The sequence below is a fragment of the Paraburkholderia sp. SIMBA_030 genome (genome assembly GCF_046535245.1).
In the GTDB taxonomy this organism is placed as follows: domain Bacteria; phylum Pseudomonadota; class Gammaproteobacteria; order Burkholderiales; family Burkholderiaceae; genus Paraburkholderia.
The window spans coordinates 97,036-113,016 of record NZ_JAWRXB010000010.1; the positions used below are offsets into that span (position 1 = coordinate 97,036).

Sequence of the window (15,981 nt, forward strand, 5' to 3'; positions counted from 1 at the left end):
GGTCTTGCAGCAAACGTCACAATGACCTCTATGGCGAGGTGTTGGTGATGGGGCCTATGCCGTGAGCGAATCTTCCCGCAAAGATTTCGCCGAGACACGCAAACACCGACGCGTCGATTGCACCGGACGCTAGCCAAGCCTGAGCATTAACAGGCGACGCGTGTCGGCCGGAACAAGCGGACGATTGCCGCGCAGCCCACGAGTATCCGACCGACCTTCGCCAGCGATCAGCCAGTCAGCATCCGTGAGAGCCAGTTCCAACCCGATCGGCTCCCGGTTCGCGTTAAGCGCCGATGATGTTGCTCAGACGATCTCAATTGCCAGCGCCGTGGCCTCGCCGCCGCCGATGCACAGACTCGCCACGCCTCGCCTCTCGCCGCGCTGCCGGAGTGCGCCGAGCAGCGTCACGATAAGGCGCGCGCCGGTAGCGCCGATCGGATGACCCAGCGCGCAAGCACCGCCATGCACGTTCACGCGCTCATGCGGAAGCGCCAGCTCGCGCATCGCGGCCATGACTACCACGGCGAATGCCTCGTTGATTTCCCAGAGGTCGACATCGCTCGCCTGCCACCCCACTTTGGCTAGCAACTTCTGGATCGCAGCCACGGGCGCAGTGGTGAACCAGGCTGGCTCCTGAGAGTGTGTGGCGTGCCCACGGATAACGGCCAGCGGCGATAAGCCACGCTCGCGCGCGGTCGACTGGCGCATTAGAACCAGGGCCGCTGCACCGTCGGAGATGGAACTGGAGTTCGCCGCGGTGACTGTGCCGTCCTTTCCAAAGGCGGGTTTGAGCTTCGGGATCTTGTCCAGTTGTGCTTTCGCTGGCGCCTCATCCTGGTCGACGAGTATCTCGCCGTTGCGACCCGGCACGTCCACCGGCGCAATCTCCCACTGGAACAAGCCGTCGCGCTGCGCCTGCTGCGCGCGCAGCGTAGAGGTGGAAGCAAAGGCGTCTTGCGCCTCGCGCGTGAAATCGAAGTGGCGCGCGCAGTCCTCGGCGAAAGTGCCCATGAGGCGGCCGCCGGAGGCGGGGCTGTAGTGATCCTCCAGCCCGTCGAAGAACATGTGGTCCAGTACGTGACCGTGTCCCAGACGCTGGCCCGAGCGGGCCTTGGGCAACAGGTAGGGTGCGTTGCTCATGGATTCCATGCCGCCGGCCACGATCACCTGTTGACTTCCACTGAGCAGCAGATCGTGCGCCAGCATCGTTGCCTTCATACCCGAGCCGCAGACCTTGTTGATCGTGGTGCAGCCCGCTGATACCGGCAAACCCGCGCCGAGCGACGCCTGGCGCGCGGGCGCCTGGCCAAGGCCTGCGGGCAGCACACAGCCCATGAGCACCTCATCTACGGCGTCGGGTTGCAGCCCGGCACGTTGCACTGCGGCCCGGATGGCGTTGGCGCCCAGCAGAGGCGCCGTCAGTGAAGCGAAGTTACCTTGGAAACCACCCAGCGGCGTACGGGCAGCAGCGACGATCACGACGGAATCGTTTGAATTCGAAGAGGCAGGCATGCGAGTCTCCATCCGCCGCTTCGTGGCGGCGTTGCAAGGGGTGAGGAAAGTGTCGTTGTGCATGAATCACCTGAGCCAGTCGGATTCGGCGACTCGGGCAACTCGAGCACGGCGGCAGCAGCAATAGCGATGTGCACTCCAGGCGCTGAGTTCACCTGGCCGCCATGCGGATGGCGCCATCAAGGCGAATCACCTCGCCGTTGAGGTAGGTGTTTTCGAGAATATGCAGCGCTAGGCCCGCGAATTCTTCTGGCCGACCAAGGCGCGCGGGAAAGGGAACCATCTTCCCAAGGGCGTCCTGGACTTCTGTTGGCATGCCTTTGAGCATCGGCGTCTCCATGATTCCGGGCGCGACGGCGATCACGCGAATGCCATGACGGGCCAATTCCCGCGCGACAGGCAGCGTCATCGCCACGACACCGCCTTTGGAGGCAGCGTAGCCTGCTTGCCCAATCTGGCCATCGAAGGCCGCAACCGAGGCGGTATTGATGATGACCCCGCGCTCGCCATCGGTCTCGGGCATGTTCCCGGCCATGCAGGCTGCGGCCAGCCGTACCATGTTGAAGGCGCCGATCAGGTTGATCTGAACGGTGCGCGCGAAACTCTCTAGCTGGTGCGGGCCTTCGCGTCCGAGCACTTTCTCGGCGGGGGCAACGCCTGCGCAATTGATCAGGCCATGGAGTGGGCCGAAGGTGTCGCAAAACGCGGCCAACGCACGCTCAGCGCCGGCTGCGTCGGATATGTCAGCCCTGGCGAAGTGGGCATTGCCGCCCAGTTCCGCCGCCAGCGCAGTACCGGCGTCGTCGTCGAGGTCTATCAGCAGCACGCAGGCGCCGCCCGCCACCAGACGGCGCGCCGTGGCTGCGCCGAGCCCTGAGCCGCCACCTGTGACGACGAAACCTTTCCCTTGAATCTGCACTTCTGTCTCCTGGAAGTGACCACCCTGACGCGCAAGGCTCCGGGCCCGTGCTTCGCTGTGAGCACTGAATGCCGCAGACATGCATCCAGTTGGACGGTCATGTGATGGGACCGGCACGTTGCATGACCCCGGCCGACAAAGCCATATTCGCGACGATCAACTGGCTGGTCATAATAAGCGGCACGCGAAAGTATGCCCATGCCCATAGACCTCTTCATGCGTGCGCCTTTCGGACATATCGTGCGGGGATTGCGTCGCTCACCAGCGCTCCTCGGCCGATGACTGCTCGTGCTCAGTCATACCGGGTTTCACTTGCGCGCGGCAGCGATTAACATCAGTGCACTTTCTGTAGGTGGACCCTGACCATGAATGACGCTCAAGACAAGGGCACAACATCTATTGGCCTCGTGCGCGAAGCAATTTTCGTTGCCACGCAACGTAATCTCGATGTGTCGGCGGTTCTCCAGCACGCTGGAATCGCGGCGGAATTGTTGAATGCGCCGAGAGCCCGTGTGCCGGCGTTAGCCTTTTCGCGCCTGTGGGCGGCTCTGGCCGACTTGATGGACGATGAGTTCTTTGGTCTCGACAGCCACGCACTGCGGCGGGGCAGTTACGCTCTGATGTGTCACGCCGTGCTGCATGCCGAGAATCTGGAACACGCGCTGCGTCGCATGCTGAAGTTCCTGCGTGCCGTTCTCGACGACATTCATGGGGAGTTGCGCTGCGAAGGCGAGCATGCACTGATCATCCTGCATGACGATGGGCGGACGCGCCGCCTCTTTGCCTACGGGACGTGGTTCATCCTCGTGCACGGCCTTGCGTGCTGGCTCGCACGCAGACGGATTCCGCTGATCGAGATGAGGTTCCGCGCTTCGGCGCCAATCGACGACAGCGACTACCGGATGCGCTTCTGCGAGGATGTGACGTTCTCCGCAGAGGAGACCCTGATCCGGTTCGATCGCAGTTTCCTCGACCTGAAACTGTCCGAGACGGAAGAGAGCCTGCGTGCATTTCTGCACAACGCACCAGCCAATATCCTGGTCAAATATCGCAACGAATCCAGCACTACGGCCCTGGTAAGACGCCGATTAAGAAACCAGGCCCCCGACGACTGGCCTGACCTCGACGCGCTATCGCGATTGCTGAATCTGTCCGCGGCCACGCTGCAACGCCGCCTGCTGGCCGAAGGCACGAACTATCGGCAACTGAAAGACGAATTGCGCCGTGACATCGCCATCGAGTTGTTTTCCAGCAGTTCTCTCACGGTCGCCGAAGTCGCTGTGCGGACTGGATTTCAGGAAACCAGTGCTTTTCACAGGGCCTTCAGGAAGTGGACGGGGGCCAGTCCGGGAATGTACCGGCATGGCAGGGTGAACTCTTAACGTTGGAACTCATAGCGTTGTCCGAAGCGGCATTCCACTGACATTCACTCGATTCTCCGGGTGATGGAGAGGTCGAGCACGAAGCGCAATGAAAGCACCGCGTGTCCACACACCTCACGCAAACTGAGGTCGGCGGACATGGATTGGTGTCCCAACCAGCCTGACACTGCAGTCGCGTTCGGCAAATCAGAACAAGCCTCGCGCCCGGTTGCGCAAAGTAACCGGAGTTGGCTCCGCGAGAGCCCCGGACCTGAAAACGCGGGTGTTCCGCGACCTCATCCATGTTGAAGTTAATGGACATGGACTGCCAGCAGCCTCGGCCCGACACTGGTTACAGCCCAGCAGCGACGGTCAACCCGGGCGCGCCAGGGCAACCTCGTCGACGACGCCATTAGAGCCCGCGTGGACTTCGCCCACGACATTAAACCAAAGGAGACAAACTTGAACCACATCGATGTTCATTCACTCGCGGGCCAAGCCAGATTCAATGGTTTGCATAGGCTGGTCCTGTTCTGGTGCATGTTGATGCTGATAGTCGACGGCTACGATCTCGCCGTAGTGGGTGCAGCGCTGCCATCGATCATGAAGGGCATGCGCATCGACGCGACGAGTGCCGGCATCATGGCCGGATCGGCACTTTTTGGCGTCATGCTCGGGGCGATTTTCCTTGGCACGCTGGCTGACCGTTTCGGTCGACCCATGATGATGTGCGTTTGCGTGGCCTTGTTCAGTCTTTTCACCGCAGTCGCCGGGCTGACGAACGATCCCCTCAGTTTCAGCGTAACGAGATTCATCGCTGGCGTCGGCATCGGTGGAGTCTTGCCGATTGTCACCGCGCAAATGGCGGAGTTCTCGCCTAACGCGCTGCGCACACGATTGGTGACATTAGTATTCGCGGGATATTCCGTTGGCGGAATTCTGGTGGCGCTGACCGCAAAACAGCTTATCGGCAGCTATGGCTGGCAATCCGTCTTTTTTGCCGCGGGCCTGCCTCTCCTGCTGATTCCGTTCATCGTTAAAACGATGCCCCATTCGATGACCTTTCTGGTCAAAAGTGGCCGACACAACGAACTGCGCACGCTCCTGAAGCGCCTGGTGCCCGACTATCCGTTGAGTGGACAGGAGCAGTTTGCAGAACCTTCGTCGGACAAAAGCAAGGACGCTTCGGTGCGACGACTGTTCCAGGATGGGCGAGCTTTCAGTACCACGATGATGTGGGTCGCATTCATGACCGGCCTTTTCATGGTCTACGCACTCAGCTCCTGGTTGACCAAGCTGATGGCAATGGCTGGATACAGCCTGGGTTCAGCTTTGAACTTCGTGATCGTCTTCAATGTCGGCGCCATCGCGGGTGCGATCCTCGGCGGCTGGCTGGGCGACAGGGTCAACATCAAACGGGTGCTGATCGCGTTCTACGTCGTCGGGGCGGTTGCGCTGTCACTGATGGGGTACACGAAATCGACAGTGTCGTTGTTTGTCGTTGTGTTCGTTGTGGGCGCATCGACGCTCGGCACTCAATTGCTTGCCTATGCTTATGCAGGTGGCTTCTATCCTCATGCGATCCGCTCTACCGGTGTTGGCCTTGCTTCTGGCGTGGGCCGGATCGGCGCGATCGTGGCCCCCGTGCTCATCGGGTGGCTCGTCTCCTTGAAGCTGCCGCTGGAACAGAACTTCATGGCAATCGGCCTGGCTGGCCTTATCGGTGCAATGGCCGTGACGCTGATCGATCACGCGCGTGCCGATTCCTACCACGAAGAGAGCGCGCCTATCGCCGGAGTTCAAAGCAGCGCAGGGCGCTGAGGTGTCTGTCGCACGCTGCTTAATGGGCGAGCTTCGTTTGTTCGAAGAGGACCACTATTGCAGGTCTTCACTCGAAAAAACCAAGTCCACGCCGCAGTAAATTCTCAACATGCAGAAAAAAATGGACCGTCTATCTCCTCCTCCTTTCAGCTCGCTTATCGACGTAAGTCGAGCCGTCGACTGGGCGCTCGTCACCCGGCGCAGCGTCCGTGCCTTCTTGCCCACACCCGTTGCCCGCGAGGACATCGAGTCCATCCTGGAGGTCGCCCGTTTCAGCGCCACCGGCGTCAACATCCAGCCATGGCATGTGCATGTAGTGACAGGCGCGATGAAGTCGCGCCTGTCTGCCGCCATCAACGAGATCAATGACGATCCCGCCCGCAGTTCAGACCTTGACGAGCCCTACGACTACTATCCACGAGAATGGATCGCGCCGTATGTGGGCCGCCGGCGCGAGGTAGGTTGGAACCTGTACGGGTTGCTGGGCATCGAGAAGGGCGACAAGGAGCGAATGCACATCCAGCACGGTCGCAACTACCGCTTCTTTGATGCGCCCGTCGGCCTGTTTTTCACAGTGGACCGGGTCATGCGTGAAGGAAGTCTGCTGGACACGGGTATGTTCCTGCAAAGCGTCATGCTTGCTGCCCGGGCGCGGGGCCTCGACACCTGCCCGCAGGCGGCTTTCAACAAGTTCCACCGCGTCATCGCCGACGAACTGTCGATTCCCGACAACCAGATGCTGGTCTGCGGAATGAGCCTCGGCTATGCCGATCACGACTGTATCGAGAATTCGCTGGTGACGGACCGCGTCCCAGTGAGCGATTTCAGTACTTTCTATAATGAATGAACGGAGACAAAGTCATGAGTGCAAAGGCCTATTCTCGAGGACTCGAGAAGAACCCGGCAAATCACGTTCCGTTGACGCCATTGACCTTCCTGGATCGAACCGCCGACGTCTATCCGCAACGAACCGCGATCATTCACGGCGAATTCCGGCAGACGTGGGCGACGACCCGCGAGCGTTGCTATCGTCTCGCGTCGGCGCTCGTTCAGTTGGGGATCGAACCGGGCGATACGGTGTCGATCATCGCACCGAATACGCCAGCCATGCTCGAGGCCCACTTCGGCGTGCCGCTCTCTGGAGCCGTGCTCAATGCCATCAATTGCCGCCTCGATGCTGACGGTGTCGCGTTCATTCTGCGCCACGGCGAATGCAAGCTCCTGCTGGTGGACCGCGAATTTGCTGCGCTGGTCGAAAAAGCGTTGCAGTCAGTCCCCAATCCGCCGCGTCTCGTCGACATCAACGATCACGAAGCGCCTGAGGGCACCGCTATCGGCGAAACTGATTACGAGTCGTTGCTGGCCAGCGGCGACCCGGCGTTTGCCGGCTGCGGCCCCGTGGATGAGTGGACTCCGATCGCCTTGAACTACACCTCGGGTACAACCGGGGATCCGAAAGGCGTCGTTCCGAGCCACCGCGGCACGTATCTGATGAGCCTGCTGCAGATGACGAACTGGCCTCTTCCGCGTGCGCCGATTTACCTGTGGACGCTTCCCATGTTCCATGCGAACGGCTGGTGCTTCACATGGGCGATTACTGCCGCGGCGGGAACGCACGTATGCCTGCGAAAGGTCAATGCGGCAAATGTTCTTTCTGCGATCGCGAACCATGGCGTCGACCATTTTTGTGCGGCACCGATTGTCCTCGCAGGCATCGCGAGTATGCCGGAATCGGAACGGCAGCCGCTGCCGCGTCGTGTGCGCGTCCTTACCGCCGGCTCGCCGGCGCCGGCAGCGGTTCTGGAAGCCGTTGGCGCGATGGGTTTCGACGTCGACCACGTGTTTGGAATTACCGAGATCTCCGGCACACCCATCAGCTGTGCATGGCACGACGAGTGGGATACGTTGCCGCCGGAGCAGCAAGGGAAATTGAAAGCGCGACAAGGCGTACGTGCAGCAGCGTTCGAGAAAATGTCGGTCGCCGATCCTGCGACGCTCGAACCGGTACCGGCCGATAGCCAGTCCTGCGGCGAAGTTCTGGTCCGGGGCAATACTGTGATGATGGGATACCTGAAGAATGCCGACGCAACGGAAAAAGCTTTTGCCGGCGGTTGGTTCCATACCGGAGATCTTGCCGTAGTTCATCCCGATGGCTATATCCAGATCACAGACCGCTCCAAGGACGTCATCATCTCGGGTGGAGAAAACATCTCATCTGTAGAGGTGGAAGAGGTCATCTATCGCATGTCGGGCGTGCTCAACGCAGCCGTGGTCGCGCAGCCAGATGACAAATGGGGTGAGACGCCTTGCGCCTTTATCGAACTGAAGCCGGATGCCCCCGACATAATGGAGCAGGACGTAATCTTGTTCTGCCGGGAGAGACTGGCCCATTTCAAATGCCCGCGTCGCGTAATTTTCGGCGAATTGCCCAAAACCGCTACAGGGAAGATCCAGAAGTTTCGTCTGCGCGAGCAAGCGGGCAGCCGAGTAGCGATTACCCGATTGGCCGGATGACGCTGGTTGTCTTCCGAACCCGCCATGCGCTGTACGCTGTGCTGGCAACATTTGACCGCGGTAGGCGCGGGAAAATCGTCGTGCTTCCCGGAGCGGCCGTCGGTGCTAGCCCCGCTGGCTGACGCATGCGCTCGATGCCGGGGAGTGTTCCGGGCAGCCGCGCAATCCTTTCCTTAATCTTCGTCTGGATTCACGATTCGTATTGGACGTGTCCCGATCCTCGCCCCGGTGACCTCATCGACCGCAACGGCCTTGATCTCCGTTCCTGTTTCGGCATCCAGGAAGCGAACCAGCTTGCCATGCCCGCGGTGTTGCCGTCCCCATGCACCGATCATGAACAGCACCGGCAGGAAATCCCGGCCCGCAGCCGTCAGCACGTATTCGTCGCGCGGCGGGCGCTCGGAATAGCGGCGCTTCTCCAGCAGACCTTGTTTCGCCAGCGCGGCCAGGCGCCGCGTCAGCATCGTCGGCGCAATCCCCAGACTTTTGCGGAACTGGTCGAAGCGCGTCAGACCTGAGTGGGCGTCGCGCAGGATAAGGATGCTCCACGCGTCGCCTGCGACAGCCAGGCTGCGCGCAATGGGACACGGGTCATCGCACAAATTAATGTCGTCCATACTATTTTGATAGTGACATGGCTTCGATTTGCCAGTATAGTCGATTTCAATTTGATAGTGACGCGAACGTGCCGCACATGGAGCTTGAAATGACCGACAAAAAGCATTTGGGTATCGCGCTTGTGACAGGGGCGTCTTCGGGTATCGGACAAGCCGCCGCGCAGCGGCTGAGCGAGGCCGGTTACAAGGTTTTCGGCACCAGCCGGCGGCCAGGCCCCACGGGCCGCCATCCGTTCGACATGCTGACGCTCGACGTCACCAGCGATGAATCCGTCGACGCCGCCGTCGCCCAGGTTTTGCGACGAGCCGGCCGCATCGATCTGCTCGTGAACAACGCCGGCTTCGGCCTCGCGCCGGCCGGAGCCGAGGAAAGCTCGATTGCGCAAGCCCAGTCGATCTTCGATACCAACTTCTTTGGCGTCGTCCGCATGACCCGCGCGGTTGTGCGTTACATGCGGCGGCAGGGAAGCGGCCGCATCATCAACATCGGCTCCGTGCTGGGCTTCGTGCCCATGCCGTACGGCGCGCTCTACGCCGCAACGAAGCATGCGATTGAAGGCTATTCCGAATCGCTCGATCACGAATTGCGCGGGTGGGGCATCCGTGTGTCGGTGATCGAGCCGGCTTATACGAAGACGCCGTTCGACGCGAACTTCCTCGAACCGGACGCCAGGCTCGATGCGTATCACGAAGCCCGCGCGGTCGTCAGCAAGCGGATCAATGAGGTGATGGCGACGGCGACGGAGCCTTCGGTCGTGGCTGAAGTCGTGTTGAAGGCGGCAGTTGCAGCGAAGCCGAAGCTGCGCTACCCAGCCGGTGCGCTCGCGAGCCGCCTGCAAATGCTGCGCAGATTCGCGCCGGCTGGTCTCGTGGATGCCGGGCTTCGTAAAGATCTGCGACTCGACACGATACCTGCGTCGCAGTCGGTGAACGCTCTTTTGCAAGAGTGAAGAGACATCGAACGCCAGCTCATATCAGGGGATCAGAAAACATCATGAGAGCATTCATTCTTGAACGCTACGGACAGAAGGATGGCGCGCGTATCGGCGAGGTGCCGGAGCCGCAACTACGCGACGACGACGTCTTGATCCAGGTCCACGCCGCAAGCGTGAATGTTCTGGATTCCAAAATACGCGACGGCGAATTCAAATTCATTTTGCCCTATCGCTTGCCGCTCATTCTCGGCAACGATGTGGCCGGCGTCGTTGTGCGAGTTGGACCGCGCGTGCAGCAGTTCAAGGTCGGCGACGAAGTCTACGCGCGGCCGGATAAAGATCGGATTGGCGCGTTTGCCGAGCTGATCGCAGTGAAAGAAGCGGACTTGTCCAGCAAGCCGGACACACTTACCATGGAAGAGGCCGCCTCGATTCCGCTGGTTGGCCTCACTGCGTGGCAAGCGTTGATCGAAAAAGCGCAGATCCGAAAAGGACAAAAGGTTCTCATCCATGCAGGCTCCGGCGGCGTCGGAACGTTTGCGATCCAACTGGCGAAGCATCTGGGTGCGTTCGTCGCGACGACAACGAGCACGGCGAACGTGGAATGGGTGAAGCGCCTCGGTGCAGACGTTGTCATCGACTACAGGAAGGACGACTTCGAAAAGATGCTTGCCGACTATGACGCGGCGGTAAATAGTCTGGACGCGGCGACGTTGCGCAAATCCCTTCGTGTGCTGAGACCCGGCGGACGCCTCATCTCCATCTCGGGGCCGCCGGACGCTGACTTCGGAAAGGAGCTTGGTCTGCCGCGCTTCCTCAGACTGGCGATGCTTCTACTGAGTTACCGAATCAGGAAAGAGGCTAAACGCCTCAAAGTCAGCTATTCGTTCCTGTTCATGCGGGCAAGTGGAGATCAGCTACGGCAGATCACGTCGCTCATCGATGCCGGGGTTATACGCCCAGTCGTGGATCGGATCTTTCCGTTCGATTCGATCAGAGAGGCGATGGCCTACGTCGATAGTGGACGGACCAAAGGCAAGGTGGTTGTCAAGATGAGGTGATTGGCGTGCTTGGCGCTGGACCAGTACACTACCCGCTCCAGCAACAAACCAGAACCCCCGCTCTGCCACATGCGCCAGGTCTTTCGCGTAAAGACTTCAGCGGGTTCCGAACTTCACGTCGTGAAGTCCTTTTCAGAACACTCGATTCGCGCCAGAAACGCCATGGACTATTTTGCAGCGGTACGCGCCTTCGTTTGCGCAGCGGACCTGCAGAGCTTCAGCAAGACCGCGCATGAAATGGCGGTCAAAACCTCGACCGTCTCGCGCTACGTGAGCGAGCTCGAAAAGGATCTGGGCATTGCCCTGTTCAACCGGTCGACGCGAGGTCTCGTGTTGACTGAGGGCGGCAGGGTATTTCGTGAGCACGCGCTGCTCGCACTACAGGCGCTCGATGACGCACGTCAGCTCACGTCGTCGCTGAATCGCACACCGCAAGGTCTACTGCGCGTCACGATCCCCGCCGCATTTGGGCGCCGGCACGTCGTGCCGCATCTCCCGGCATTCATGAAGCGCTACCCGGACATCGACCTCGATATCGTGTCGACCGACGAAACGCTCAACATGATCGAAGCCGGTATCGACGTTGCGATTCGCATCGGCGTGCTGCCTGATTCGTCATTGATGGCCAAACGTATTGCCTCGCACCGGCGCGTCGCTTGCGGCAGCCCCGACTATTTCGAGCGGAACAGGATGCCTTCCGTCCCCGAAGATCTGGCCGCGCACGATTCGCTTCGCTTGTCCCTGCTGCCGGACGACAAATGGTCGTTCACCCGCGTGGGGAATACGCACACAGCGCCGGAGCACGTGCTGGTGGAATTGAAAGGACGCTTCCGCGGGGACGACTCCGAGGCGGTGCTGGATCTCGCGCTGGCCGGCTGCGGCGTTGCATTGCTGCCGACCTGGCTGGCGGGCACGGCCCTGCGTGAGGGACGCCTCGCGCACGTGCTGCCTGAATGGGAGGCACGCACGGGGCGCGCCGAACCGGCGATCTGGGCAGTCTATCCGCCGAAGAAAATCGTTTCGTCGAAGGTGCGCGCGTTCGTCGATTTCTATGCCGGCGTGATTGGCGAGCCGCCGTACTGGGACGACGGACTCGCACTGAAGCTTCAGGCTTAGCGGGCGAACCGGATGTCGAGCGTGCGCAGCCAGGTCTGCAAGCCGGCATCCTGGATCGGAATCACATAGGCGTTGTCGTTCGTTTCATTGAAATGTGCATGCCAGTACCCCGGCGGCGTAACAAACGTCATCCCGGTTTCCCAATCGACACGGGTTGGATTCACGATATCGCCGTTCTCATCCAGTTCGGTACCGACCAGCGTATAGACGCCCGGGTTGCCCCCGGCGATGAAGTCGAGCGCAATCGACTGGTGGCGGTGCGGTTTCTGCATTGAGTTGGGCGGCACGATGCCGAACATGGCCCACAGAACATGCGTGACCGTACGCGTCTGTGGAAAGTTGACGTTGCCCATCAGCACACTGATGCGATTACGCCGGCCTGCATTGGCTTCGTCTGAGACCTTGCGCAATTCGGCCTGCGCCCGTGCGGCTGGATACAGCGTCGGTGCAAAACGTGCGCGGACACCGGTTGTCCCGAGATAGGTCAAAAGAGGGGCGTCGTTGACGTAGTAGAGCGTGGCGCTCGCGTCGGCCGACAGCACAGCCGCTTCTCCGCCAGGCAGCGTAAAAAAGTCGCCCTGCGCGAACGGGAATGTCGTCTCGCGTTGTGTCACGCTGCCGACTCCGCTGATCACGTAAAAAATCTGCGACGTCGCATTCGGATCAAGCGTCAACTCGTCGCCCGTGTTGATGCGCAGAAAATTGGCGCTCAAGCCGGGACCGGTCGCCGGGCCCGGGCAACCCAGTTCTGCCGAAAGGTCAAGCGGCACGACACGCGTTGCGCCGTTCGAGTACAGCGAAGGCGGGAAATTGCGGAACGGCACGCGCGAGATGAGCTTCGCGCCAATCGGATTGGCTGACGAGGTGTACTCGAAGTATTGCGAGTCCCTGGTTGCAGGAGACGATTCAGCGAGGGTGTCCGCGGACGTTCTGTTCAACATGGTCTGCTCCAGTGAATGAGGAAAGCTTCGCGCAGGGCCGTCATGCGGAGTGGCTTGCGCCGGAAAGCTGGACTCACTTTAGGTGCGCGTCGCCGACCACGGAAGTGCCCAACATCGAAATCACTGTTGCATAAAGAGGTGTACCGTGCATTCGCGTTTGAACGCGCGGGTGGATCACGCCTAACTCGAATGCTCGGACATGCAACGGTCCGGTCTCAGTTCATCGTTGTCCGCATCGCCCGATATTCGCGTCGCACGATATCCATCAGCTCCTCGACCGACGTGCTGGCCGCCTCCCGCTGGTAAGTGACCCGTCCGCGCTGCATCAGCATCACACGATCCGCGATGTCGAGCGTCTGCGCGTAGTTGTGCATGATCATGACGATAGACAGACCCCCTTTGTTCTTGAGCCGAAGAATCAGGTCGATGATCAGTCCGGCCTCGCGGGCGCCCATCGCGGCGAGCGGTTCGTCGAGCAGCAATATCCTTGCATTCGAATTGACCGCGCGAGCGACCGCGATAGCCTGTCGCTGCCCGCCGGAAAGCTGCTCGACGGGCAGGTCGACCGAAGGCACATGCACGCCGATTTCTTCAAGACACTCCGCGGCGCGCTCACGCATTGCGCGATTGTTCAACAGACGAAACGGCCCGCGACGTATGATTTCCCGGTTCAGGAACATGTTGTGATAGATGCTCAGCGAATTGGCGAGCGCCAGATCCTGGTAGACGCATTCAATGCCGAGCGAACGGGCGTGATCAACGGAGCGAAGCATCGTCTCCTCGCCGCCTACAAAAAGCTTGCCGCTGGTCTGCTGATGAAAGCCAGTCAGAATCTTGATCAGCGTCGATTTGCCTGCGCCATTGTCGCCAAGGATGCCAAGGATTTCGCCCTGTCTTAGCGTCAGCGTCACGCCGTCGAGCGCGGTGACCGCGCCGAAACGCTTGACAATATCTTCGCCGCGCAGCACCTCCAGCGCCTCGGACATCACAACTCCCCCTTGCGCGCGAGACGAACCACGTGGATGTTGAAGATCATGGCCCCGAGGATCGCCGCGCCGAGAATCATGTTGAAGGTGAAGGCGTTGATGCCGATCAGCGTGAAGCCGTCGTTGAGGATGCCGAGCACCGCCGCACCGATCAGCCCGCCAATGATCGTGCCCGATCCACCGGCGAGGGGCGTGCCGCCAATCACGGCAGCGGCAACTGCAAGAAACATGATCTGGTTGCCGCCCGCTTGCGGATCGATCGACGTGATACGAAAACCCTCCAGAATCCCGGTAAAGCCGGCAAGCAGCGCGGCGAGAATGAAGTTGCCGAGCTTCAGGCGCCTGACCTGTATCCCCGCTTCGCTCGCGCCCAACTGATTCGCTCCCGACGCGATCGTATGCAAACCCCAGCGTGTATGACGAAGCAACACGTGCATGACTGCGGCAATGGCAAGCGTCCAGATGATCTCGCTGTAACCCCATTCGCCCATGAACGCTGCAAACGCTGAATTCTCCGGTGGCGAAACCGGTGTACCGCGTGAGATCGTCAGCGTGAGGCCGTTCACGAAGAACAACGTGCCGAGCGTCGTCACGAAGGATGGGATGCGCAGGTACACCGTCACGGCACCGTTAATCAGCCCGACGAGGCCTGCTGCAATGACGCCGGTGAGCATCGCAAGCCATGCGGGCAAGCCTGCCTCGACGGCAAAGTGCATGATGAAAGGCGCAAACGCAAAGACCATCCCGGCGGAGAGATCGATTTCTCCACCGATCATCAGCATGATTTCGCCAAAGGCAATGATTGCCACCGGGGCGATGAACTGCGAGAGATTCTGAAGACTCGCGCTGGTCAGCAGGAAGTCATGGTTGACTGTCTCGAAGTAGATGCTGAGGATCAGCGCAACCGCAAAGATGCGCGTCTCGCTGGAACGCCCGAGCGCGCTTGACCAGCGCCTCGGACGCCTGGCGGATTTTTGAGCGTCCGTCACGGAAGACGTCACCCTTTGATCGCACCTGTGCGTGGCACGATCTGGGCTTTCGTGCTCTTGCCTTCATAGCGCGTCGACGTGCTCAGGTACGGATCGACGGTGCCCTTGGTGACGAACTTCAGGCCCGTGTTGACATTGGCCGGCCCAACGAGCCCGCCGGAGGCGAGAAAGATAAACGCCTCGAGCACCGTATAAAAACCCTGCACGTACGGCTGCTGGTCGATCGTGAAATCGAGGAAGCCTTCGTGGATCAGATCGACCGTGCGCGGCAACAGATCGAAGCCGCCGCCGTGGACGCCTTTAGACGGCAGGTTGGATTCTTTCATCACCTCGGCAACGCCCTGGGTGCTGCCCGCGTCCACCGCAAACATGCCTTTGAGATCCTGGTGGCCGAGATAGAAGGACTTGATCTTCGATAGTTCTTCGTTGACCGTCGCGCCGGTTGCGATGGTCTGCACGTCGATCTTCTTGCCCGATTTCTTGATTGCAGCCGCTGCACCGTCAAGCCGGGGCTGAATGTTGAGCTGGCCCGGCGTTGCGATAAAGAGCGCGACGAGGCCGCTATCGATGAGGTTCGCGATTCGCTCGCCCATCTGGTAGCCGGACAGATAAAGATCCTGGCCGATATAGGCAAGGCGCGGATTCGAGGAACCCGAGGGTGCGTCGGCGTTATAGGCGAACACCGGAATGCCGGCGTCGAGCGCGGCCTGGATGGGTTTGTCGAATGCCTTGGGGTCGACGATCGGTACGGCGATTGCGTCAGCTTTCCCGGCAATCGCCGCGTTGACCGCGTTCACCATTTCGCCGATGTCGGCATTGGCCGAGCCGGTCCATTGAAAGTCCATCCCCAGCAAGGCGGTCGCGTCCTGAATGCCGTATTGCGTTGGAACGAAGAACGGATTCGTTGTGACATGGTTGACGAATACGATCTTCCATCGCTTGTGCGCCGGGAATGGACCGGCTTCCGCCGCCTGGGCCGGCGTGATCATTCCACCCATTAGCGCCAGTGCTGCGGACAGGCCCGCGCCCTGCAGCAATCCCCGACGCATCCCCTGCACTTCGTCCTTGTCTTCCTTCGCTTGCGCCATCTCGATCTCCCGTCTCTTCGTTGTTGAACACTTCACTGTCCATGACGGCGCAAGCAGGAAAAGCCCCGGCAAGAAAAGCACCGGAGCCGGGCATCATTCCTTTCATGAAACCCACGTGCAC

14 protein-coding genes are annotated in these 15,981 nt (G+C 60.5%); 7 read left to right on the forward strand and 7 right to left on the reverse strand.

The window, feature by feature from the left end:
* Positions 1-303: 303 nt before the first annotated feature.
* Positions 304-1,512: an acetyl-CoA C-acetyltransferase gene (locus tag SB772_RS18485; RefSeq protein ID WP_410834853.1), complete on the reverse strand. Its 1,209-nt coding sequence runs from the start codon at positions 1,510-1,512 to the stop codon at positions 304-306.
* 151 nt (positions 1,513-1,663) lie between these two features.
* Positions 1,664-2,431: an SDR family NAD(P)-dependent oxidoreductase gene (locus SB772_RS18490; protein ID WP_410834663.1), complete on the reverse strand. Its 768-nt coding sequence runs from the start codon at positions 2,429-2,431 to the stop codon at positions 1,664-1,666.
* Positions 2,432-2,796: 365 nt separating this feature from the next.
* Between SB772_RS18490 and SB772_RS18495 the strand changes: the two genes are divergently transcribed.
* The 4 genes from SB772_RS18495 (at position 2,797) to SB772_RS18510 (ending at position 8,127) form a co-directional block, all read left to right on the forward strand.
* Entirely contained in the window at positions 2,797-3,813 is a 1,017-nt protein-coding gene (locus SB772_RS18495) for an AraC family transcriptional regulator (RefSeq protein WP_410834664.1), read from the forward strand.
* Positions 3,814-4,254: 441 nt separating this feature from the next.
* On the forward strand, positions 4,255-5,613 hold the full coding sequence (locus SB772_RS18500) for an MFS transporter (protein ID WP_410834665.1): 1,359 nt from the start codon (positions 4,255-4,257) through the stop codon (positions 5,611-5,613).
* A 121-nt stretch (positions 5,614-5,734) separates the two neighbouring features.
* Positions 5,735-6,460 carry a nitroreductase gene (locus SB772_RS18505; RefSeq protein WP_410834666.1) on the forward strand — a complete coding sequence of 242 codons (726 nt, stop codon included), beginning with the start codon at positions 5,735-5,737 and terminating at the stop codon, positions 6,458-6,460.
* Positions 6,461-6,474: 14 nt separating this feature from the next.
* A complete protein-coding gene (locus SB772_RS18510) occupies positions 6,475-8,127 on the forward strand; it encodes an AMP-binding protein (RefSeq protein ID WP_410834667.1) in 1,653 nt (550 codons plus the stop codon).
* 173 nt (positions 8,128-8,300) lie between these two features.
* On the opposite strand, the gene SB772_RS18515 is transcribed toward SB772_RS18510, so the two are convergent.
* Complete coding sequence (locus SB772_RS18515; protein ID WP_410834668.1) at positions 8,301-8,744, reverse strand: winged helix-turn-helix transcriptional regulator; 444 nt, start codon at positions 8,742-8,744, stop codon at positions 8,301-8,303.
* A gap of 89 nt (positions 8,745-8,833) precedes the next feature.
* Here SB772_RS18515 and SB772_RS18520 point away from each other — a divergent pair, with 89 nt between their 5' ends.
* The 3 genes from SB772_RS18520 (at position 8,834) to SB772_RS18530 (ending at position 11,856) form a co-directional block, all read left to right on the forward strand.
* Positions 8,834-9,694 carry an oxidoreductase gene (locus tag SB772_RS18520; RefSeq protein WP_410834669.1) on the forward strand — a complete coding sequence of 287 codons (861 nt, stop codon included), beginning with the start codon at positions 8,834-8,836 and terminating at the stop codon, positions 9,692-9,694.
* A 44-nt stretch (positions 9,695-9,738) separates the two neighbouring features.
* Positions 9,739-10,740, forward strand: coding sequence for an NADP-dependent oxidoreductase (locus SB772_RS18525; protein ID WP_410834670.1), 1,002 nt, complete (start codon positions 9,739-9,741; stop codon positions 10,738-10,740).
* A 162-nt stretch (positions 10,741-10,902) separates the two neighbouring features.
* Positions 10,903-11,856 (forward strand): LysR family transcriptional regulator, encoded by a 954-nt coding sequence (locus SB772_RS18530; protein WP_410834671.1) that lies wholly within the window; start codon positions 10,903-10,905, stop codon positions 11,854-11,856.
* On the opposite strand, the gene SB772_RS18535 is transcribed toward SB772_RS18530, so the two are convergent.
* The 4 genes from SB772_RS18535 to SB772_RS18550 form a co-directional block, all read right to left on the reverse strand.
* Positions 11,853-12,797 (reverse strand): cupin, encoded by a 945-nt coding sequence (locus SB772_RS18535; RefSeq protein ID WP_410834672.1) that lies wholly within the window; start codon positions 12,795-12,797, stop codon positions 11,853-11,855. The genes SB772_RS18530 and SB772_RS18535 overlap by 4 nt on opposite strands.
* 215 nt (positions 12,798-13,012) lie before the next feature.
* Complete coding sequence (locus SB772_RS18540) at positions 13,013-13,783, reverse strand: ATP-binding cassette domain-containing protein (protein ID WP_410834673.1); 771 nt, start codon at positions 13,781-13,783, stop codon at positions 13,013-13,015.
* Entirely contained in the window at positions 13,783-14,784 is a 1,002-nt protein-coding gene (locus SB772_RS18545; RefSeq protein WP_410834674.1) for an ABC transporter permease, read from the reverse strand. Before SB772_RS18545 ends, SB772_RS18540 begins: the two co-directional genes overlap by 1 nt.
* Positions 14,781-15,860 carry a sugar ABC transporter substrate-binding protein gene (locus SB772_RS18550; protein WP_410834675.1) on the reverse strand — a complete coding sequence of 360 codons (1,080 nt, stop codon included), beginning with the start codon at positions 15,858-15,860 and terminating at the stop codon, positions 14,781-14,783. Before SB772_RS18550 ends, SB772_RS18545 begins: the two co-directional genes overlap by 4 nt.
* Positions 15,861-15,981 lie beyond the last annotated feature (121 nt).